18 protein-coding genes and 1 other annotated feature are annotated in these 20,666 nt (G+C 47.9%); all 18 genes read left to right on the top strand.

What is annotated here, in order from left to right; all coding sequences use genetic code 11:
- Window positions 1-24: 24 nt before the first annotated feature.
- The 18 genes from hemB to MKZ13_RS24305 all read left to right on the top strand — a co-directional run bounded on the left by hemB (window position 25) and on the right by MKZ13_RS24305 (window position 20,571).
- Window positions 25-1,026, top strand: a complete 1,002-nt coding sequence (gene hemB, locus MKZ13_RS24390; protein ID WP_339178872.1) for a porphobilinogen synthase — start codon at window positions 25-27, stop codon at window positions 1,024-1,026.
- A 26-nt stretch (window positions 1,027-1,052) separates the two neighbouring features.
- Entirely contained in the window at window positions 1,053-2,357 is a 1,305-nt protein-coding gene (gene hemL, locus MKZ13_RS24385) for a glutamate-1-semialdehyde 2,1-aminomutase (RefSeq protein WP_339178869.1), read from the top strand.
- Window positions 2,354-3,262 carry an RluA family pseudouridine synthase gene (locus MKZ13_RS24380; protein ID WP_339178867.1) on the top strand — a complete coding sequence of 303 codons (909 nt, stop codon included), beginning with the start codon at window positions 2,354-2,356 and terminating at the stop codon, window positions 3,260-3,262. Before hemL ends, MKZ13_RS24380 begins: the two co-directional genes overlap by 4 nt.
- A gap of 366 nt (window positions 3,263-3,628) precedes the next feature.
- On the top strand, window positions 3,629-5,212 hold the full coding sequence (locus tag MKZ13_RS24375) for a LysM peptidoglycan-binding domain-containing protein (protein ID WP_339178864.1): 1,584 nt from the start codon (window positions 3,629-3,631) through the stop codon (window positions 5,210-5,212).
- 155 nt (window positions 5,213-5,367) lie between these two features.
- Window positions 5,368-5,649, top strand: a binding site (T-box leader).
- Window positions 5,650-5,710: 61 nt separating this feature from the next.
- Window positions 5,711-8,377, top strand: coding sequence for a valine--tRNA ligase (locus tag MKZ13_RS24370; RefSeq protein ID WP_339178861.1), 2,667 nt, complete (start codon window positions 5,711-5,713; stop codon window positions 8,375-8,377).
- 78 nt (window positions 8,378-8,455) lie between these two features.
- A complete protein-coding gene (locus MKZ13_RS24365) occupies window positions 8,456-9,832 on the top strand; it encodes a folylpolyglutamate synthase/dihydrofolate synthase family protein (RefSeq protein WP_036673600.1) in 1,377 nt (458 codons plus the stop codon).
- A 56-nt stretch (window positions 9,833-9,888) separates the two neighbouring features.
- Window positions 9,889-11,208 carry a UDP-N-acetylmuramate--L-alanine ligase gene (murC, locus tag MKZ13_RS24360; RefSeq protein ID WP_047841184.1) on the top strand — a complete coding sequence of 440 codons (1,320 nt, stop codon included), beginning with the start codon at window positions 9,889-9,891 and terminating at the stop codon, window positions 11,206-11,208.
- 118 nt (window positions 11,209-11,326) lie between these two features.
- Window positions 11,327-12,556, top strand: coding sequence for an SPOR domain-containing protein (locus MKZ13_RS24355; protein WP_339178859.1), 1,230 nt, complete (start codon window positions 11,327-11,329; stop codon window positions 12,554-12,556).
- A 145-nt stretch (window positions 12,557-12,701) separates the two neighbouring features.
- A complete protein-coding gene (locus MKZ13_RS24350; RefSeq protein WP_047841183.1) occupies window positions 12,702-12,944 on the top strand; it encodes a DUF4321 domain-containing protein in 243 nt (80 codons plus the stop codon).
- 94 nt (window positions 12,945-13,038) lie between these two features.
- Window positions 13,039-13,650: a Maf family protein gene (locus tag MKZ13_RS24345; protein ID WP_091037560.1), complete on the top strand. Its 612-nt coding sequence runs from the start codon at window positions 13,039-13,041 to the stop codon at window positions 13,648-13,650.
- 37 nt (window positions 13,651-13,687) lie between these two features.
- A complete protein-coding gene (gene radC / locus MKZ13_RS24340; RefSeq protein WP_339178855.1) occupies window positions 13,688-14,377 on the top strand; it encodes a DNA repair protein RadC in 690 nt (229 codons plus the stop codon).
- Window positions 14,378-14,560: 183 nt separating this feature from the next.
- The gene (locus MKZ13_RS24335; RefSeq protein ID WP_017692612.1) at window positions 14,561-15,595 is read left to right on the top strand and encodes a rod shape-determining protein; all 1,035 of its coding nucleotides are present in this window, start codon (window positions 14,561-14,563) and stop codon (window positions 15,593-15,595) included.
- A 185-nt stretch (window positions 15,596-15,780) separates the two neighbouring features.
- Complete coding sequence (gene mreC, locus MKZ13_RS24330) at window positions 15,781-16,653, top strand: rod shape-determining protein MreC (protein WP_210109919.1); 873 nt, start codon at window positions 15,781-15,783, stop codon at window positions 16,651-16,653.
- Complete coding sequence (gene mreD, locus MKZ13_RS24325; protein ID WP_091037552.1) at window positions 16,653-17,186, top strand: rod shape-determining protein MreD; 534 nt, start codon at window positions 16,653-16,655, stop codon at window positions 17,184-17,186. The genes mreC and mreD overlap by 1 nt, the downstream gene beginning before the upstream one ends.
- Window positions 17,187-17,260: 74 nt before the next feature.
- The gene (gene minC / locus MKZ13_RS24320; protein ID WP_017692615.1) at window positions 17,261-17,923 is read left to right on the top strand and encodes a septum site-determining protein MinC; all 663 of its coding nucleotides are present in this window, start codon (window positions 17,261-17,263) and stop codon (window positions 17,921-17,923) included.
- 3 nt (window positions 17,924-17,926) lie between these two features.
- A complete protein-coding gene (gene minD, locus MKZ13_RS24315; protein ID WP_053783092.1) occupies window positions 17,927-18,721 on the top strand; it encodes a septum site-determining protein MinD in 795 nt (264 codons plus the stop codon).
- Between the two features lie 148 nt (window positions 18,722-18,869).
- Window positions 18,870-19,718, top strand: coding sequence for a M23 family metallopeptidase (locus MKZ13_RS24310; protein ID WP_339178853.1), 849 nt, complete (start codon window positions 18,870-18,872; stop codon window positions 19,716-19,718).
- A complete protein-coding gene (locus MKZ13_RS24305) occupies window positions 19,711-20,571 on the top strand; it encodes a M50 family metallopeptidase (protein ID WP_339178851.1) in 861 nt (286 codons plus the stop codon). The genes MKZ13_RS24310 and MKZ13_RS24305 overlap by 8 nt, the downstream gene beginning before the upstream one ends.
- Window positions 20,572-20,666 lie beyond the last annotated feature (95 nt).

The following is a 20,666-nucleotide window of genomic DNA, read 5'->3' as shown; positions in this document are numbered from 1 at the left end:
TTTTTTCAAGGAGGTTTTACTCGTATGAGTTTTCCAATTGTACGGCATCGCCGTTTACGCCAATCCACAGGTATTCGTAATATGGTCAGAGAGACCCATCTAACCGTGGATGACTTTATTCAACCGATCTATGTGACGTATGGAGAAAATGTAAAATCCGAAATTAAATCCATGCCTGGCGTGTTCCGCTTCTCGCTGGATCGGCTTCAGGAGGAAGTAACGGAAATTGCCGAGCTGGGAATTCCAGCCGTGTTATTGTTCGGTATTCCGGAGACTAAGGACAGTGTGGGTTCATCTGGCTTCGCTGAAGATGGCATTGTGCAGGAAGCGACAAGATTGATCAAATCCTGGTACCCGGAACTGCTGGTTGTTGCGGATACTTGTCTGTGTGAATTCACGGATCACGGTCACTGCGGTATGGTGCACACCGTGGAGATTGACGGCCACATCTGCGGAGATGTATTAAATGATGAATCACTGGATCTGCTCGTGCAAACGGCAGTGTCTCAAGCCAAAGCAGGAGCGGACATTATTGCACCATCCAACATGATGGATGGATTTGTACAAGCGATCCGCGCGGGACTGGATGAGAATGGATTCAGTCATATTCCGATTATGTCTTACTCTGTTAAATATGCATCCGCATTTTATGGTCCATTCCGTGAAGCAGCGGATTCCACACCACAATTCGGAGACCGCAAGTCGTATCAGATGGACCCGGCGAACGCGCGTGAAGCCTTGCGTGAAGCAGAGACGGATGTGCTCGAAGGAGCGGATATGTTGATGGTAAAACCATCCCTTTCCTATCTGGATGTTATGCGCACGATTAAGGATCAATTTGATCTTCCGCTTGTTGCCTATAATGTAAGTGGCGAGTATGCCATGGTGAAGGCAGCCGCGATTCAAGGCTGGATCGAAGAGAAAAAAGTTGCCATGGAAATCCTGCTCAGCATGAAACGCGCAGGTGCAGATATGATCATTACCTACTACGGAAAAGACGCTTCACGATGGTTGGCTGAGAAATAAAATAAATTACATTAAGGAGGATATTCATGACTGCACAACAAGGTAATCGTCGCAAAGATGAGCGCTCACGCAGCGCGTTTGAGGAAGCGAAGCAGTACATACCCGGGGGTGTGAACAGCCCTGTACGCGCATTCAAATCGGTGGGACTTACTCCGATCTATGCAGAACGCGGTGAAGGGTCCAAAATCTACGATATTGATGGCAATGTTTTTATTGACTATGTGGGATCGTGGGGCCCACTCATCATGGGACATGCACACCCTGACGTTGTAGAAGCTTTGCGTGAAACAGCCCTCAAAGGAACAAGCTTTGGTGCACCGACTTTGTTGGAGACCGAGATGGCAAAACTGGTCTGTGAGCGTGTACCTTCTATCGATATCGTGCGGATGGTTAATTCCGGTACGGAAGCAACGATGAGTGCCATTCGACTGGCACGCGGGGTAACCGGACGCAGTAAAATTCTGAAGTTTGAAGGATCATATCATGGACATGCGGACAGTTTGCTGATCAAGGCGGGTTCAGGTGTTGCAACACTGGGTCTGCCGGACAGTCCAGGTGTACCTGAAGGTGTAGCTGTGAATACAATTACGGTACCTTATAACGATCTGGAGTCCGTGAAGCTTGCTTTTGAACGTTATGGTGAAGAATTGGCCGCTGTTATTGTGGAACCTGTGGCGGGTAACATGGGGGTTGTACCGCCGGCTTCCGGTTTCCTTGAGGGACTGCGCAGTTTGACGACCCAATATGGCAGTTTGCTTATTTTTGACGAAGTCATGACTGGTTTCCGCGTAGGGTTGAACTGTGCTCAGGGACGGTATGGGGTTACACCTGACCTAACTTGTCTGGGTAAAGTTATCGGTGGCGGACTCCCGGTTGGTGCTTATGGTGGTCGCCGGGATCTGATGGAACAGATTGCTCCTACAGGACCGATCTATCAGGCGGGTACATTGAGCGGAAATCCGCTGGCTATGGCAGCAGGATATACCACACTCAAATTGTTAAAACCAGAGGTCTATGACCGTCTGGAGACATTGTCTGCACGTCTGCAAGCCGGATTAGAGAAAAATGCAGTGGAGACGGGTATTGCGATAACCATTAACCGTGTCGGTTCCATGGTTTGTCCATTCTTCAGTGCCGTTCCCGTAACCAATTATGATATTGCCAAAGAAAGTAATCTGGATCAATTCCGTCGTTATTTTGCGGCCATGATTGATCAAGGTGTGAGTGTTGCGCCTTCGCAATACGAAGGCATGTTTGTCTCTGGTGTGCACACAGAGCAGGATATTGACGATACGATTGAGGCGAATCGTAAAGCTCTTCAATCGTTATGACCATCAAAAGTTGGAAACGCCGCGGGGAATGGCTTGAGCTGATGCCAGGAAAAGCCGTAACAGGCAGTTCGGACAAACCGATGGCTGCAGAGCAATGGCTATTGTCTGAACTTCAGTTTCCAGAGAAACTGCTTCGTCAGTTAAAAGCAAACCAAGGAATACAACTTGCAGGGGACCGGCTTCGGCTGGCCCTTTTTGCGTCCCAGCCAATCGATGTTGAGCCACGCTGGGCTGATGTGGATGTATTGTATGAGGATGATTTCTGTCTGGTTATGCACAAACCGGCAGGCATGAAACTGCATCCGGATGGAAGCCGTGTTGATCAGGCCATCACGCTGGATCATGTGGTTGCCTCCTATTATGAAATGAACGGAATCCAGGCGAGCGTACGCCATGTTCATCGACTGGATGAGGATACAACGGGACCTGTCCTATATGCCAAAAATGCTTTTGCCCTCGCCAAACTGGATGAAGCGATGCGTCGTAAAGAGATTGGTCGCCATTATGTAGCTATTGCAGGTGGACAAATTCCCCTTGAACTCCACAAAATTGATGCTCCGATTGGCAAGGATAGACATCACAAACAACGCAGGCGTGTCTCCGAAGGTGGACAGGAAGCGGTTACTCATGTGGAGATCGTCGAAGTGTGGGAACGAGCAACCCTTGTACGATTAAAGCTGGATACAGGACGCACACACCAAATTCGTGTACACCTGAGTTACGCGGGACATCCGCTTATTGGTGATGCGTTGTATGGAGGTAGAGCGGATGCCATTGGACGACAAGCACTTCACGGAGAGATGCTTAAGTTTAGTCATCCGTTAACCGGAGCGATGATTGAAGTGAACGACCCTTGGCCATCCGACTTCACACAATTGGCAGAGCGAGAGCGTCAAAATTATTAATACACTATATAAGTTCGACTAACTGGTTACACGAAAACAGAGAGGACAGAAACAACCGGAAGAAGCAAAGCGTTCACCTAAAAGCTTTCTGAAAGAAAGCTGCTTCGGAAGCATAAGCTATCCCCGGATTTTCCCTTAATAAAAAGGAATGAAAAGAATCTGGGGATAACAGTGATCGGAAGGTTATTCTGTCATTGGAGTGACAGTGTAAATAACCATGAGTTGAACATATATAGCAAGGTTTTTCAAAAGGTGGCATGCTCCCCTCATTCAAGGCATATAGATGGGGTAACGAAGGATTTGGACCATGGATCAGTCCCATGAGAAGGATCATGGTGAACATATGCCGAAAGGAGGACGCCACCTTTGTTGAATCAACCTTATGGTTTACGGTTCGATATTTATGAGCGCGTTCATTTGTCTGAGGGAGTCCCTGCGATTGAGGAATTGGAGGAGATTGAACTATACCCGCGCATTCAAGTCATAGGGCAGGATGATCATGCCACGTTAAGAGGGCATCTTTTACTTACAGGTGCTTACAGAGGAGAAAATGAGGCTTCAGAGGAGCTCAAACATTTCATTCCCGTGGAGATCACAGTACCGCTGAACCGGGTCAGATCAATTGAGGATATTTCCATCGAGATCGAAAATTTTGACGTGGATCTGTTATCCAATCGCAGTCTGAACATTACAGGCGTATTGTCGCTGCGAGGCATCGAAGGTTTTCCTGTTGAAGAGCCACAAGTGTGGTCAGCAGATGAGTTTACAGTTGTTCATTCGCCTGATGCTCAGCAATCCAACCGTTCCGATGAAGCAGCCCAGACAGGCAGCGACCCCAACACATTTGCACAAGAGTACCTGCTCCAGCGGAGTGAGGAAGAGAGACTTGCAAATGCAGCAGAACTTGCATATGGTGCTCCTGAATTCGCTGACCTGTCCACAAGGGAAGAGAAATTAGGGAATAGCGAAGAATCGCAGCAGGAATATGCGAATTCGTCATTGGCCGAGCCACTTCAATCCGAGGAGCAAAGTGCGGAGTACGCTAACGAAAACAGACAACCTGATGCAAACGAAGATCCCGCATCTCTGACGGCGAATGCAGATGAATTGGCATCTAATGAGCAATATAGCGAACCTTCTCCGATCTCGTCATTTATGGCTGAGACTGCTGATCGGTTAGCTTCTTACCCTGAGTCGGAACCATTGCTGCCCCTGGAAGACGAGTCTTCGGGTTGGTCCGAGCCTTCCGTGGATGTATTGCCTGCGAACTCGAGAAGTGCAGATCAAGCAGTCTCAGAGCCTACTGCTCAATCATCTAATGAGTTGGCAGCACGGGATGTACCGGACGCACCAGAGGTATGGCACTTCGAATCAGCGAGATCTGTACCTCAGCAGGAGAATCAGGCGGTTGCCGATGTCCCGGGCGAATCACAGGCGGAGAACTGGCAAGGTGTATTTGCTTCGTCCGAACCAGGCAACGCGGAGGAAGACCGGCCGTCTTTTGAAGCGACTGGGGTAGACGAGTTCGTACAGAACGAAGCATTTGTTCCTGAACCTGTGGCTGAGACGGAAGACAAGCCGGAGCTGAAGGTTGCTTTTGGCAGCAAAAAAGAATCCGCACCACGGCAAGAAGAGGGCGTAGGTATCTCTTCCTTGTTATCCTCGGGCAGAGCGGCACGCGATGCTGAAGTGGAGCGAGGTGATGAGGTTCCTGCGGGGGTGGTACAGGAAGAAACATATCCAGCTGATGATGTGGAATGGAAGAACCTGTTCCTGGGAACAATCGTGGACCAGACCCCATTCCGCAAGGTGAAACTGTGCATTGTTCAGCGAGAAGATACACTGGATGCCATTGCAGATCGTTATCAATTGAGCACGAGGGAACTTCAGTTGTATAACCGATTATCTGAGCAGGTTGTGGAAGAAGGTCAGATATTGTACATCCCTTAATCCGCAGTTAAAGCCTTCGTTACGACCCGTGATCCCCTTGAGGATTGCGGGTTTTTGCATGATTCGTCCTAAACCTGCATTCCAGCGCTCTTTATCCGCTGTTGTCAGGTTGACTATCGCGCACGAGCAAGGTATGATGTGTGTAGGTTTTTTGAAGAACAACGTGGAACGGGAGTAGTAGACAGTATGACCTTTCAGAGAGTGGAATTGCAACGCTGTGAGATTCCGCAGGAACCAACTGATCGAAGTCGCCCGGGAGTTGCCTGTTTGAATACAAGGGATGAATGAGATCTATCGTCATTTATTTCTGAGGTAGGATGGGCCGGTAGCAGCCGTTATCTGCTTGAAGTGTCACGTCATGTACAGAGGGTGAAGTCTATCTTGCTGTCGGCGTGAAACAAAGGTGGTACCGCGAAAGCTAACCTTTCGTCCTTTGATGGATGAAAGGTTTTTTTTGTTTTTTTTGGCGAAGATGATGAAGTAACGGAGGAATGACACATGTCTGAGGAAAAAAAATCAGCTGCAACAGAAATGCCGACCACTTACGATCCTAAGGCGGCAGAGGATAAATGGTACGCCACCTGGATGGAGCGTGGATATTTCAAAGCCGGTCAACGTAAAGATGCCGAGCCGTATACAATTGTAATTCCGCCCCCAAATGTGACCGGGATGCTGCACATTGGGCATGCGCTCGATTTTACACTGCAGGATATTCTGATCCGCACCAAACGGATGCAAGGTTATGATGCACTGTGGCTTCCGGGTTCCGACCATGCAGGTATTGCAACCCAAACCAAAGTGGAGCAGAAGCTGCGTGAAGAAGGTCTGACTCGTTATGATCTGGGACGTGAGAAGTTTCTGGAGAAAGTATGGGACTGGAAAGATCAATATGCCACTACCATTCGTCAGCAATGGGGCAAAATGGGATTGTCGCTTGACTACTCACGTGAACGTTTTACGCTGGATGAAGGTCTGTCCCAAGCGGTTCGCAAAGTATTTGTTCAACTGTATGAAAAAGGCCTTATTTACCGAGGGAAACGCATCATTAACTGGGACCCGGTGAACCGGACAGCTCTGTCCGACATTGAGGTTGAATATAAAGAGGTTCAGGGTCACTTGTACCATCTGCGTTACCCACTCAAAGACGGAAGTGGCTACGTTACCGTGGCAACAACGCGTCCTGAAACGATGCTGGGTGATACAGCGGTTGCTGTACATCCGAAGGATGAGCGTTATGCAGATATGATTGGTAAAGTACTTGTACTGCCAATCATTGGACGCGAAATTCCAATTATCGCTGATGATTATGTGGATAAAGAGTTCGGAAGTGGTGCAGTTAAAATCACGCCTGCGCATGATCCAAATGACTTTGAAGTAGGTCTTCGTCATGATCTGCCTCAAATTACTGTAATGGATGAGAGCGGTACAATGAATGCTGAGGCTGGCAAGTATCAGGGACTGGATCGCAGTGACTGCCGCAAGCAGATTGTTGCAGACTTGAAAGAGCAGGGCGTATTGATCAATATTGAGGATCACACGCATCAGGTTGGACACAGTGAACGTACCGGAGCTGTTGTTGAGCCGTATCTCTCTACTCAGTGGTTTGTTGAGATGAAGCCACTTGCAGAGAGAGCGATCAAGAAACAACAGAGCGGCGAAGGGGTTAATTTTGTTCCAGACCGTTTTGAGAAAACCTATCTGAACTGGATCGAGAACGTTCGTGACTGGTGTATTTCCCGTCAACTGTGGTGGGGACATCGTATTCCTGCCTGGTATGATGAGGAAACGGGTGAAATCATCGTATCTGCTGAAGATCCAACAACGCTGCCAGAGTATGCTGGACGCAAGCTCAGACAGGATGAAGACGTTCTGGATACATGGTTTAGCTCCGGATTATGGCCTTTCTCCACACTAGGCTGGCCGGAAGATACGGAAGATCTGCAACGTTATTATCCGACAAGTGTACTTGTGACAGGGTATGACATCATATATTTCTGGGTTGCACGTATGATTTTCACTGCATTGGAATTCACCGATGAGATTCCGTTCAAGGATGTACTGATGCATGGTCTTGTTCGTGACGCAGATGGACGCAAAATGTCCAAATCATTGGGCAACGGTGTAGACCCGCTGGATGTGATTGAGAAATACGGCGCAGATGCAATGCGTTACATGATCTCAACCAGCAGCACGCCAGGTCAGGATCTGCGTTTCCGTTGGGAACGGGTGGAGCAGGCTCGTAATTTCGCCAACAAGATCTGGAATGCTTCGCGCTTTGCATTGATGAATCTGGAAGGATTCACCTATGAGGAACGTGACATCAGTGGAGAGCTTGGTACAGCGGATTATTGGATTTTGCACCGTCTGAACGAAACTTCCCGCGATATTACGCGTCTAATCGAAGCGTATGAATTTGGGGAAACGGGTCGTGTGTTGTATAACTTTATCTGGGATGACCTGTGTGACTGGTACATTGAGTTTGCTAAGCTGTCCTTCTATGGGGAAGATCCGGTTGCCAAGAAGAAAACACAATCCGTGCTTGCTTATGTGCTGGATCAGACCATGCGCCTGATTCATCCGTTTATGCCATACATCTCCGAAGAGATCTGGCAGCATCTGCCGCATGAAGGTGAGACGATTACGCTGGCATCATGGCCGGTATATGATCCTGCTCTTGAGAACCCAGAGGCTGTTGCCGAGATGAACCTGCTCATGGATACCATTCGTGCAGTTCGAAACATTCGTGCAGAAGTGAACGTGCCGATGAGCAAAAAGATCGAGTTGATGGTCAAAGCAAATAGTGCTGAGACGTCCAGCATCATTGAGCGTAACAGTCACTACATCAAACGTTTCTGTAATACGTCCGAGTTCGATAGTGGGCTGGATTTAAACTCACCGGACAAGGCAATGACTGCGATCATTACGGGGGCAGAACTATACTTGCCGCTCGCAGGTCTTATTGATATCGAGCAGGAAGTGGCTCGTTTGGAGAAAGAGTTGGAGAACCTTGAGGGCGAAGTTCTCCGTGTAGAGAAAAAGCTGGCGAACGAAGGCTTTGTTGCCAAAGCTCCTGCCAAAGTTATTGAGGAAGAGCGCGCCAAGCAAGCCGATTATTCCGATAAACGGGATAAAGTGATTGCACGAATCAAGGAACTTAAAGGTTAATATATTTGGGTCGGATGGAGAGCCATTATGCCATCCGGCCGCTTTTTTCACTCAAACTCGGGACCGAAGGTGAATCAGATGACGGAATTAGACGGGACAGATGCAGCAGCTCCTTTACTTACGTATAACGAGGCCGTGGACTGGATCAATGGCCTTATTCCTTTTGGCATCCGACCTGGATTGGAACGAATCGAGAGTCTGATGTCCATGTTAGGCAACCCACACCAACGTCTCAAATTTATTCATGTCGCGGGAACGAACGGCAAAGGTTCGACTTGCGCTTTTTTGACGTCAGTGCTTCTTCAGGCTGGATATGATGTGGGTACCTTTACTTCGCCTTATATCACCAAGTTTACAAACCGTTTTCAATACAACGGTGAGGATATTCCTGAAGAAATCCTGCTTAAGCTCTCGAATCGATTACATCCACTGGTCATGGAAATGGCCTCCACTCCGCTTGGATCACCCACGATGTTTGAGGTGTCCACGGCTCTGGCGCTTCTGTACTATGCAGAGGAGTGTTACCCTGACGTTGTGGTATGGGAGACGGGGCTAGGGGGAAGGATGGACGTAACGAATATTGTCGCACCTGTTGTGTCCGTCATCACCAACATTGGTATGGATCATACGGATGTGCTTGGAGATACGATTGAGCAGATTGCTGGAGAAAAGGCAGGTATTATCAAGCCGGGAGTACCCGTTGTGACATGCGCGACTCAACCCGAAGCTGTGAAGGTGATTCAGGAGAAAGCACAGCAGCTTCAATCAAGCGTGTATTTGGCTGGAGATCAATTCTCTTATCATAGACTGGACAGCAATGAGAACGGACAATCTTTTCATTTTACAGGCCCGTTTCGTGACCTGGACGTTCGCATACGTATGCAGGGCTCACATCAATGTGACAATGCAGCGGCCGCACTTATGGTGCTTGAATTGCTTAGACAATACATGGCATTTATGCTGGATGACAACGATATTGCACTTGGACTGGAGAATGCTTTCTGGGCAGGAAGATTCGAAAAAGTCGTCGATGAACCCCGAATTGTGCTTGATGGAGCACATAATCCAGAAGGGGCAGAGTCACTGGCCAAGAGCATTATGGATGTCTATCCGCACAACAAGTTAATTTTGATGATGGGTATGTTGGCAAATAAGCATCACGAAGCGTATTTGCAGCATATACTGCCACTAGTGGATACGCTGATCCTGACCGAGCCAGATTTCCGACGCAAAATGGATGCAGCCGAATTGCTGCAGATTGTCGAACGGGTACGTCCCGCCATTGCGAAGCAGGAACTGGAAATCATCGTCGAGCCCGAATGGGCAAAGGCACTTGATCTATTGAAGTCACGGACGGAAGCGGAAGATCTGGGGGTGGTCTCCGGCACACTGTACCTGATTGCGGATGTGCGGGCAGCCCTTTTGCATCAAACCGATTCTGAAAAAGGTTGGTGAAAGTTTTGTTAAATACATCGGAACACGTTCATTTTATAGGGATTGGCGGATATGGCATGAGTGCCATCGCAAGAGTTATGTTGGAAATGGGATACACCGTTACCGGATCGGATGTCGCTTCACAGGAGTTGACCGAGAAGTTGGCAGCCAAGGGAGCGAAAATATATATCGGACATACGGCAGAGCACGTCACTGGAGCAGACCTTGTTGTCTACTCTACGGCAGCGCCTGCTGATAATGTGGAACGGGTAGCAGCTGCAGAGCTGAACATTCCGATTCTGCATCGTTCCCAGATGCTTGCACGTTTGTTGAACGAACGTAAAGGTGTGGCTGTAGCTGGGGCTCATGGTAAAACAACCACTTCATCCATGATTGCACTTGTTATGGATAAATGTGATACAGATCCGACATACATTATTGGCGGAGAAATCATGAATGTGGGTACCAACGCGAAGGCTGGTCAAGGCGATTGGGTAGTCGCTGAAGCGGACGAGAGCGATGGTTCGTTTTTGCAGTACCATCCATGGCTCGGTATTGTAACCAATATTGAGGCAGATCATCTGGAGAATTACAACAGTGATTTTGAGGAGCTCAAAAGGGCTTATGTGCAGTTCCTGAGCCAGATTCGTCCGGAAGGAACAGCGATTGTGTGTTCTGACGACGAGAATGTTCAAGCGATTTTGCCAGAACTCAAGTCACGGATTACAACCTATGGTATTGATCGTGCTGCAGATTATACGGCAACGGATATTGTACTGGGCGATCGCCGTATCTCCTTTACGATGAATCATCAGGGTGCTGCTATGGGCACGGTGGAATTATCAGTGCCGGGTAAGCATAACGTTTATAATGCAATGGCTACTGTGATTACCTGTTTGGAAGCGGGCATTCCATTTGAGAAGATTGTAGCAGCCATCATCCAATTCCACGGAGCCAAACGCAGATTCCAGGTATTGGGTGAGGCGCGTGATATGCTGATCATCGATGATTATGCTCATCACCCGACTGAGATTGAAGCTACCATTAGTGCCGCCAAAGCAACGGGCAAACGTATTATTGCGGTATTCCAGCCACAGCGTTATACGCGGACGTTCTTCCTGCTGGATGCGTTCAGTCGTGCTTTCGCAGAAGCGGATGAAGTGCTTATTACGGATATCTATTCTCCTGCGGGCGAAAAACAGATCGAAGGGGTAACCTCAGCCAGACTGGTTGAACTGATCGTTCAAAACAGTAATGCTTCTGCACGTTACCTTCCTACAAAAGAAGAAGTGGTAGCTGATCTGCAGCATCGTCTGCAGCCAGGAGATCTTGTGATTACGATGGGTGCAGGGGATATTTGGAAAGTCGGCGATACACTTGCCAAAGGTTTGAAATAAATCAATTGAGAAATCGCCTGTCTTCGATACGAAGCAGGCGTTTTTTTTGCGTTATATGGAATGTAACCTCCAGTCTCTGCATATAGCTGTTATAAATGGGACAAAGGAGAGGGTACGGGTGAGCAATGCTAGAATGACGTTTCGCTTCGGAGATCATGAGTCGGACAAGCCTGAGAACAAGAGGATATCCGGGTCCAGTCCATTGGTGACGTTAAGTGAAGAATTACCGCATAATCAACCGCTAACGCCTAAGCAGATGGATACAACCCCATCATGGACGCCTGAGGATATCCCCGGAGACTGGGGAGAGACGGTGCTGACAAGCTCTACTGTACCTGAACCTGACGAGCGGGTGAGTCATGATTCGAACTTGAACTTGGATGAGACCCATTATTTTGGGAACCGTTCCGGTTCCGGTTATGTTAATCACACCGATAATGCGGAGGAAGAGCGTCGTGATCTGTCCAATACACATGATGATCAGGGCCACGACTGGCTTGCAGATTCGGAGAACTATTCCTATAAACGCAATCGCCCTCCAAGGGGATGGAAAATGATTGGTTCTGTCACTGGGGCACTTGTTACGGGAGCACTATTCGGCATGGTTATTCTTTCATTTTTCAATAAAGAAGGAGCCGTCAAGCCAGGCGATCTTCTTCCCGTCAATCAGGCAGTTTCCACTGTGACGGGTCAGGAGGGGACTGCAGGTACAGAACAGCAACTTCAGACAGCTACGACTGGCAGCACGTATTATGCACTTCAATACGGTGTATTTAGTTCTCCTGAACGTGCTGAGCAGGCCAAGCTTGAGCTCGCTCAGGCAGGTATAGCCGCAGGTTATGATCCTGAAGATGGCAATCGAGTATATGCAGGCATTTCGGCTGATCGTGAAGAGGCCAAGCTACTTAGCTCCAGGTTAAAAGCCCAGGGAGTTGAGCTATACGTCAAGGAGATCGTGAACCCTGAGATCAATCCGGCTATATTCGGTGGCAAGCAAGAGGATGTGCAGCTTTTCTTCACAAACAGTTCTGCACTGGTCGAACAATTATCTACCTTGTCCATTCAGCAGCTGGGACAGTCTGCTCCGGCAGCAGTCTCTACAGAAACGATGACCGCGCTTCAAAATAAGCACCAGTCATGGCTGACCGGATTGAATAGTCTTACACCTGGCCTGACCGCAGATGTACAACCTCTTATTGGTGGAATGGAGAAATCAATGAACAGTGCAATTACGGCTATCGCAGAGTACAACAAAAACCCGGATGATGTGCACATGTGGTCCGTGCAGTCCGATCTGATGGAATATGTACTGCAGCAGAAAAAATGGCTTGAAGCGATAAAGCAGTAACATGCTCTTTCCCATAACAACGCTTGGAAATACCCATCCGGCAAGGAACTGGAAATAGTTCCCCTTGCCGGATTTGTGTTTGTATTGACGTACAAAACCCCGTATAATAATGTGGGTGTCAAAAAATGGCGAGGGAAGATTACCGATGAAAAAAAACTTCGGCATGTTATTGCTGTTTCTGCTGCTCGGCTGGATGGCCGGAGCGTGGATCGCCAAGGCACTGCAGCCTGTAAAGGCAGTAGCCTTTCTTACGAAAGCCACGACCATACGTTGGTCGCCACAGGCTGATCTGGATATTATCAGTTATGATATTTCACTTCAATTTCAAATGAGCCTTCTGAGTCTGATCGGTATGATTGCCGCTGTGTGGCTTTATCGCAGACTGTAGGAGAATGACGAGTTATGACGAAAAAAATTAAACCAGTGACATCTATTATCGTGATCCGGACAGGATGTTGCCGTGGCATAAGGAGCCGTTCATTTTGGATAACACACAACAGCGCCCTATTATTCTGGCCTCCACATCGCCTCGGCGCAAAGAACTGATCGCATCACTCCACCTAGCGTTTGATGTAATACCAAGTCATGCCAATGAAGATACACCACCAGAGTGGACACCTGAACAGACGGTGCAGGAGCTTGCTTTGCGCAAGGCGCTTGCCGTGTATCGCGGGCTTGAAGGCCGCGAGCAGGAAGCCATTATTGTTGGTAGTGACACCGTTGTTGTTCTGGATGGTGAGATTCTAGGCAAACCTGTAGACGAAGCGGATGCTGAACGTATGTTATCCCGGCTGCAGGGCCGCGTACATCGGGTGTTTACGGGCGTTGCTTGTATTGATGCGGGCAATGGACAGTCGTTAGTTCATTACCGCCAGACCGATGTAACAATGAAAGAGCTGTCGGATGCAACCATCCGTGCTTATGTGCAGACAGGTGAGCCTTCAGACAAGGCAGGATCATATGCCATTCAGGGCATTGGTGCTTCACTGATCGATCGCATTGAAGGATGTTATTTTAATGTAGTTGGCTTGCCGCTATCTTTGCTAAGTGATATGTTGGACGGGTTCGGCGTACATGTGTTGCCACGAACATGAATGAAGCCAAATGTTGTGAAATGAAAAGAGGGAACTTATGGAGTCGCCTCAATACATGATGCGCGACATCCCCCAGGAAGAACGCCCGAGAGAACGCATGATGGAATACGGGGCGGGCGCCTTAAGCCATGCTGAATTGCTGGCAATTTTACTTCGAACAGGCACAAGACAGGAATCCGCGGTGCATATGGCACAGCGGATTCTGGCCGAAGCGGGTGGCATTCGCTCGTTGATGGATTTGAGTCTGGAAGAACTGATCACGATGAAAGGGATTGGCAATGCCAAGGCTGTGCAATTGAAAGCTGGCATTGAGCTGGGTCATCGGATTGCCAAGAGCAGACTCACACAGTCGACTTCAATTCGTACACCCCGTGATGCAGCTGATATCCTGATGGAACAATTGCGTTACTTGCAAAAAGAACATTTTGTGTGTCTCTTTCTGAATAGTAAAAATCATATTATTGCTCAGGAAACACTCTCCATGGGCAGCCTTAACGCTTCGATTGTACATCCACGTGAAGTGTTCCGGGCTGCCATCAAATGCAGCAGCGCATCGATTGTGTGCGCACACAACCATCCGAGTGGTGATCCTACGCCGAGTCCAGAGGATATCCAAATAACCAAGAGACTGATTGAAGCAGGCGCTATTGTTGGCATTGACGTGCTTGATCATATTATTATCGGAGATGGAACGTACGTAAGTTTGAAGGAGAAGGGCTTAGTATAATATAATGGTTGGCGTTGATGTTTTCCTATGAATGTTAACGGCGTTGTCCGTAAAAGATAGGTTCACTTTACAAATGCAAAAAAACAAATGCGAATATTAGCTCCACGTGTTGCGTGGGAATGAAATTATTACGCTCTGGATCATGATGGAGCGGCTATATGAGGCAGAAAAGGAGATTATGTTATGTTTGGTGGTTTTACGAAAGATTTGGGTATTGACTTGGGGACAGCAAATACGTTGGTTTATGTACGAGGAAAAGGAATTGTGGTGCGAGAACCTTCGGTTGTCGCTATACGGACAGATACAAATAGCATCGAGGCAGTAGGTGAAGCCGCCAAAAAAATGATTGGACGTACACCAGGTAACATTCGTGCCATTCGTCCAATGAAAGATGGCGTTATTGCCGATTTTGATACAACGGCAACGATGATCAAATATTTCATCCGTGAAGCTCAGAAACAACGCTCCATGTTCCAGCGTCATCCAAACGTGATGGTATGTGTACCATCCGGGATCACGGCAGTAGAACAACGTGCGGTTGAAGATGCAACCAAACAGGCCGGAGCACGTGAAGCCTATACAATTGAAGAGCCTTTTGCAGCTGCAATCGGTGCAGATCTGCCTGTATGGGAACCAACGGGTAGTATGGTTGTAGATATCGGTGGCGGCACAACAGAAGTGGCTGTTATCTCTCTTGGTGGTATTGTTACGAGCCGTTCGGTTCGTGTAGCAGGTGACGAGATGGATGAATCCGTTATCCAGTACATCAAACGCCAATACAATCTGATGATCGGTGAGCGTACATCAGAGCAATTGAAGATGGATATTGGATCAGCTATGCCATTGGAACAAGTAGAAACGATGGAAATTCGTGGACGTGACCTTGTAACAGGTCTGCCGAAGACCATTACGATTACTTCGGACGAGATCAGTGAAGCGCTGGCTGATACGGTGAATGCAATTGTTGAAGCGGTAAAAGTAACACTGGAAAAATGCCCGCCTGAACTTGCTGCCGATATCATGGATCGGGGTATCGTTCTTACAGGTGGTGGGGCATTGCTTCGTAACCTGGACAAGCTTCTCGCTGGTGAGACAGGAATGCCTGTCATTGTGGCTGAGAACCCGCTGGATTGTGTAGCAATCGGAACAGGTAAAGCGCTAGAGAATATTCATTTGTTCAAAAGCAGAAGCAGTTCGGCAGTTCGTTCCAAACGTTAATTGGTATTTGCCTAACTTGGCATAGCGACCAAGTGGCAAGATATCTTTATAGAGGACCCGGTTAACCCCGGGGATGAGCTATTACCCGCTTAACAGGGGAGGATCGGCTGATATTCTCGCAGGGACTACAGGTCTGACAGTCTCCCCGCCGGGCATGGCTCGGAAGAGAATATGGATGTTAGAGGGTGTTCGAACTGTTTAAACTGCTAGGCAACAAAAGACTTTTTGTTTTGCTGGTGGGCCTTGTTACATTTATCGCGTTAATGGGCTTTACGCTCAGTCCGCGAACCACTCTATCCTGGCCGGAGAAATTCCTGAAGGATTCAGTTGGATTTGTACAATACGTATTTTACAAGCCCGCTTCCTATGTAGCGGGCTTTTTCAAAGATGTAGCGAACATGCGTACGGTATATGAAGAGAATGAAGAGCTCCGCATCGCGATGGGTCACTATACCCGAGATCGGCTGAAGTATAATGATATGGAGCAAGTGAATGAGCAACTTCAGAAAGCGCTCAATTTCACAGAAGAACAGAAGAATCGCTATAATTACGGTTCACGAATTGCTCAGGTTATCAGTGCCAATTCGGATCCAAACAGCAGAACCATTAACATTGATATCGGTGAAAATGCGGGAATCAAGCCGGGGATGGCCGTTACCTCCCAGGAAGGGCTGGTCGGCGTGATCAGTCATGTCAGCTCCTATACATCAACGGTTAATCTGTTAACGTCCATGGACGCCAATGATCCAACATCCAATGCCATTGCAGCAACGGCAGTAGGTAAAGAGAAAGTGTTTGGTATGATTGAGAGTTACGATCCGAAGACGGGCATGCTCAAGATGACCAAAATCTCAGAGGATTCTAATATCAAAGAGGATGATGAGATTATCTCCTCCGGAATTATTAACAATTTTCCGAAGTACATGCGGATTGGTAAAGTGGAGAAGGTTGAAGTTGGGGAATACGGTTTAACAAGGACTGCGATTATCGAACCATACGCCAGCTTCCTTGACTGGAAAGAGCTGATTGTCATTATCCCGCCTGAGGTAAAAGAATAATGGTAACACGCAAGCAAGTTTTGTTCTTGTTACTATTCGTTTTGTTCATTGCGGAAGGCACAATTTTGCCGCTGCTCATCCCTTCTGGCTGGCACATGCGTATTTCTGCCAATCTGGTCTATATCGTAATTTTGTTTATCGCTGTATATCATCATCGACACACGGCACTAGTGCTCGGTATATTTTTTGGACTATTGCATGACGTCGTATTCTACGGCGAGATGATTGGACCTTATGGATTCTCGATGGGATTATCGGCATACATGATGGGACTCATTTTTCAAGCACCTCGTGCACCCTTGCCGGTTATGGTATCGGTTGTCATTTTGGGAAGTCTGCTTAATGACACCATGCTATTTTTCCTGTACAAGCTCTTCCAACTTAACCACGTGACCTTTGACTGGGCGTTGATTGAATACATGATTCCTAATTTGTTCATTCATTTTGTGTTTGCCTTGATCATATATGTCCCGCTTCGGAAACAACTGGAGCGGATCGGCAAGAGACGGAGCAAGACAGAAGAAGCTTCCTAAATACATTTATGGAGCGCAAAGCAGGAACTTGGGGCCCCGGGCACGAAATGTAATGAGATGGGAGGGACAGGCTTATGACGGTAAAATCGAATCACGTAACGATTAAAGGCATCCGAGACGGCCTGGTTTTCCTGTTGGACGATCAATGTGAATTCGAGGAATTGCTCTATGAGCTCCGCTATAAGCTGGAACACAGCCATCAAAATATTTTGACCGGACCGATTGTTCATGTGGATATCAAGTTGGGTGCCCGCGAAGTGACAGAGGACCAGAAAGAAGCAATCCTCGATATATTGAAGCAAAAAGGGAATTTGCTTATTCGATCCATCGACTCACCTGCACTCCAACCGGAGGTTAAAGGACCGCCGCCGATTGTAACCATGTGTGGTATGGTGCGTTCAGGTCAGGTGCTTCATCATGAAGGAAATCTCCTGTTTCTTGGGGATATCAATCCGGGGGGCACAGTGACGTGTACCGGAGATATATATGTGTTGGGTTCACTCAGAGGTATGGCTCATGCCGGAATTGGCGGGGACGAGGAAGCGATCATTGCCGCTTCGGTATTTGCACCGACGCAGCTACGGATTGCGGATATCATCAGTCGTCCTCCCGATGAATGGGAGAGCCGAGAGACCGGAATGGAATTTGCTTACTTACAGGACAATCAGATGCAGATAGACAAAATGAGCAATATCGTTCGGTTACGCCGAGATTTTAATGTGTTTAAAGGAGTGTAGCTCATGGGAGAGGCGATCGTGATCACTTCGGGTAAAGGCGGCGTGGGTAAAACAACCACCTCGGCAAACATCGGGACAGCGCTGGCGCTGCTCGGCAAAAAGGTTTGTCTGGTAGATACCGATATCGGCCTTCGTAATTTGGATGTCGTGATGGGACTCGAAAACCGTATTATTTACGATCTGTGCGACGTTGCGGACGGCCGCTGCCGTCTGAATCAGGCTTTGGTCAAAGACAAGCGTTTCGAAGAATTATACATGTTGCCTGCAGCGCAGACGAGAGACAAAAACTCAGTGTCGCCAGAACAGGTCAAGGATATTATCCTTGAATTGAAAAAAGATTTTGAGTACGTCATTATTGATTGCCCAGCCGGCATAGAGCAGGGTTTCAAAAATGCGGTAGCAGGAGCAGATCAGGCCATCGTGGTCACTACACCGGAAAATGCTGCAGTACGTGATGCGGATCGTGTCATCGGCCTACTGGAGAGTTCGCACATTCAATCACCAAAGCTGGTGGTGAATCGAATTCGCAATAATATGGTTAAATCGGGTGACATGTTAGATATCGATGGTATTTTACAAGTACTTAATATTGACTTGATCGGCATTGTGCCTGATGATGAACTGGTCATCAAAGCTGCCAATTCAGGAGAACCTACGGTCATGAATCCGGATTCACTTGCGGCGATTGCGTATCGAAATATCGCACGACGCATTCTGGGAGATACGGTCCCATTAATGCAGCTGGAGCAGAAAAAGGGAGCTTTCACTCGGTTCAAAAAGTTCTTCGGAATGGGTTAACTCGTTAAACGAACTTATTCATTAAGCAATTACATGACAGCCGTGGCATATAGCCCGGCTTTTTTTGTTACCTGCGGGCAGGCTTGTTCATATTATCAAGCGCCTCTTCATAGGATGTAGTAAACAAGCCTCGGCGGGAGGACATTTCATGAACACGAAACTCAGAATCAAGCAGAGACGAGAAGAACGCATCCGGCGATTGATGGATGGTGCCACTGTGGAGGTCTTACAGGAGCAAAAAGTAGGTTCACTTTTGGACAAGAATGAGATCATTAACCCAAAACCATTTACGCCTAGTGAGGGGATACAGGAAAGAGATCCGGAATGGTTGTGGAAAAAAGAGAATGGTCATTTTGTTCCAGGGGGGCATTCGAGATTCAACCTGTTCAAGTCACTTCTCAAACGGACGGTCATTAGCGCTTTGATATTTGGCGGAGTATGGGGTCTGTTTCAGTTGGATACATCGTGGACGACATCAACCAAAACAGTAATTGCGGATGCACTCCATCGAGATATGGATTTTGCCTCAGCAGCGGCTTGGTATGAACGGCATTTTGGAGGAACGCCTTCGTTTCTTCCAGTCCTCGGACATACGACGGATGCTGTCAATGGTTCAGGCATTCGGCAGTTACTGGGCAAACCGATCTCAGGCACAGTGGTTCAGCCATTCGCGCTGAGCATGAAGGGAATTGAGATCGTTCCGGATGCCACAGGTGCAGAACTTATACAGGTCGCAAGTTCTGATGCAGGGCGTGTCATGGAGGTTATCGGCGATGCAGCAAGTGGATTCACAGTTGTCATCCAGCATACAGGCAATGTCACGGCAATATACGGTCGTCTGAACGAAAGTGAAGTGAGCGTGAATGACTGGGTGGAAGCAGGGAATCTGGTGGGGAGTCTCAAGGCTACGGGTGGTGAACAACCGGCCACGCTCTATTTTGCAGTCAAAGAGGGGGAGGAGTACGTAGACCCAGCGGAAGTTGTTGCCCTTGATTAGGGTGTGGGGAGTCCGCATTACGTTTCATCCGTTTTTTGTAATTATTATGATGGCCTCCCTTCTGACTGGACATTTCATTGAACTTATTACGTTGTTTGCCATCGTATTCATTCATGAATGTGGACATGCTACGGCTGCTGCCCTTCTGGGCTATCGTGTTTTGTCAATCCAGATGCTCCCTTTTGGAGGAGTAGCGGTTATCGAAGATGGAGGTACAATCACGGCCTACCGGGAAATCATGATTGCTCTGGCTGGTCCATTACAAAACATCCTGATGGTTGGCGTGGTTATGCTGTTGCAGTATGGCAATCTGGGCGATCCGGTATTTCTCAACTATATCATTCAGGGGAACCTGCTCATTGCTCTCTTTAATCTGCTGCCTGTACTTCCTCTGGACGGAGGTAAAATTGTTCAGGCGCTTGTCAGTCTGTGGGCACCCTACTACACAACTTTAATGTGGACTTACAGAATTAGCATTCTGTGTAGCGTAGGGGTTATTTTATATGCTATCAGCCGATGGTTTACTGGCGACTACGGCCTACCGCTCAACATTCTGTTAATCGGCCTTTTTTTGTTCTATTCCAACGTAACGGATTATCGAAATGTGCCCTATCGCTTCATCCGTTTTCTCATGAATCGGGAAGGCGCGTTCGCTCGTCACGCGGCTACTGGCAGTTTGGCGCAGCCAATAATCTCATTTCCGGCGAAACCTTTGGACACTATTTTGCGTCTATTAAAGAGAGAAAGATACCATATGGTATACGTGATGAACAGACAGGGGCGAATTATGGCCGTCTTGCCTGAGCAACGGATAATCGGTTCCTATTTTCAACAAAATGGTGATAAATTGTAGTGTTCTGGTGGACCTGTTCTGAAATGGGTTAATATATGTACAATGAGAATTGAAAAGATACTGAAATGGATGTGGATGATTTGAATTGTCTTCTA

The sequence above is a fragment of the Paenibacillus sp. FSL R5-0701 genome (assembly GCF_037973995.1).
Lineage (GTDB): Bacteria > Bacillota > Bacilli > Paenibacillales > Paenibacillaceae > Paenibacillus.
The sequence above is the reverse complement of the archived record's forward strand: the minus strand, read 5'-3'. Positions and strand labels throughout refer to the sequence as shown.

What these genes read in the sequence shown, in the direction of transcription:
- hemB (WP_339178872.1), top strand. Translation starts at nt 25, where the DNA reads ATGAGTTTTCCAATTGTACGGCATCGCCGTTTACGCCAATCCACAGGT.
- hemL (WP_339178869.1), top strand. Translation starts at nt 1,053, where the DNA reads ATGACTGCACAACAAGGTAATCGTCGCAAAGATGAGCGCTCACGCAGC.
- MKZ13_RS24380 (WP_339178867.1), top strand. Translation starts at nt 2,354, where the DNA reads ATGACCATCAAAAGTTGGAAACGCCGCGGGGAATGGCTTGAGCTGATG.
- MKZ13_RS24370 (WP_339178861.1), top strand. Translation starts at nt 5,711, where the DNA reads ATGTCTGAGGAAAAAAAATCAGCTGCAACAGAAATGCCGACCACTTAC.
- MKZ13_RS24365 (WP_036673600.1), top strand. Translation starts at nt 8,456, where the DNA reads ATGACGGAATTAGACGGGACAGATGCAGCAGCTCCTTTACTTACGTAT.
- murC (WP_047841184.1), top strand. Translation starts at nt 9,889, where the DNA reads ATGAGTGCCATCGCAAGAGTTATGTTGGAAATGGGATACACCGTTACC.
- MKZ13_RS24350 (WP_047841183.1), top strand. Translation starts at nt 12,702, where the DNA reads ATGAAAAAAAACTTCGGCATGTTATTGCTGTTTCTGCTGCTCGGCTGG.
- radC (WP_339178855.1), top strand. Translation starts at nt 13,688, where the DNA reads ATGGAGTCGCCTCAATACATGATGCGCGACATCCCCCAGGAAGAACGC.
- MKZ13_RS24335 (WP_017692612.1), top strand. Translation starts at nt 14,561, where the DNA reads ATGTTTGGTGGTTTTACGAAAGATTTGGGTATTGACTTGGGGACAGCA.
- mreD (WP_091037552.1), top strand. Translation starts at nt 16,653, where the DNA reads ATGGTAACACGCAAGCAAGTTTTGTTCTTGTTACTATTCGTTTTGTTC.
- minC (WP_017692615.1), top strand. Translation starts at nt 17,261, where the DNA reads ATGACGGTAAAATCGAATCACGTAACGATTAAAGGCATCCGAGACGGC.
- minD (WP_053783092.1), top strand. Translation starts at nt 17,927, where the DNA reads ATGGGAGAGGCGATCGTGATCACTTCGGGTAAAGGCGGCGTGGGTAAA.
- MKZ13_RS24310 (WP_339178853.1), top strand. Translation starts at nt 18,870, where the DNA reads ATGAACACGAAACTCAGAATCAAGCAGAGACGAGAAGAACGCATCCGG.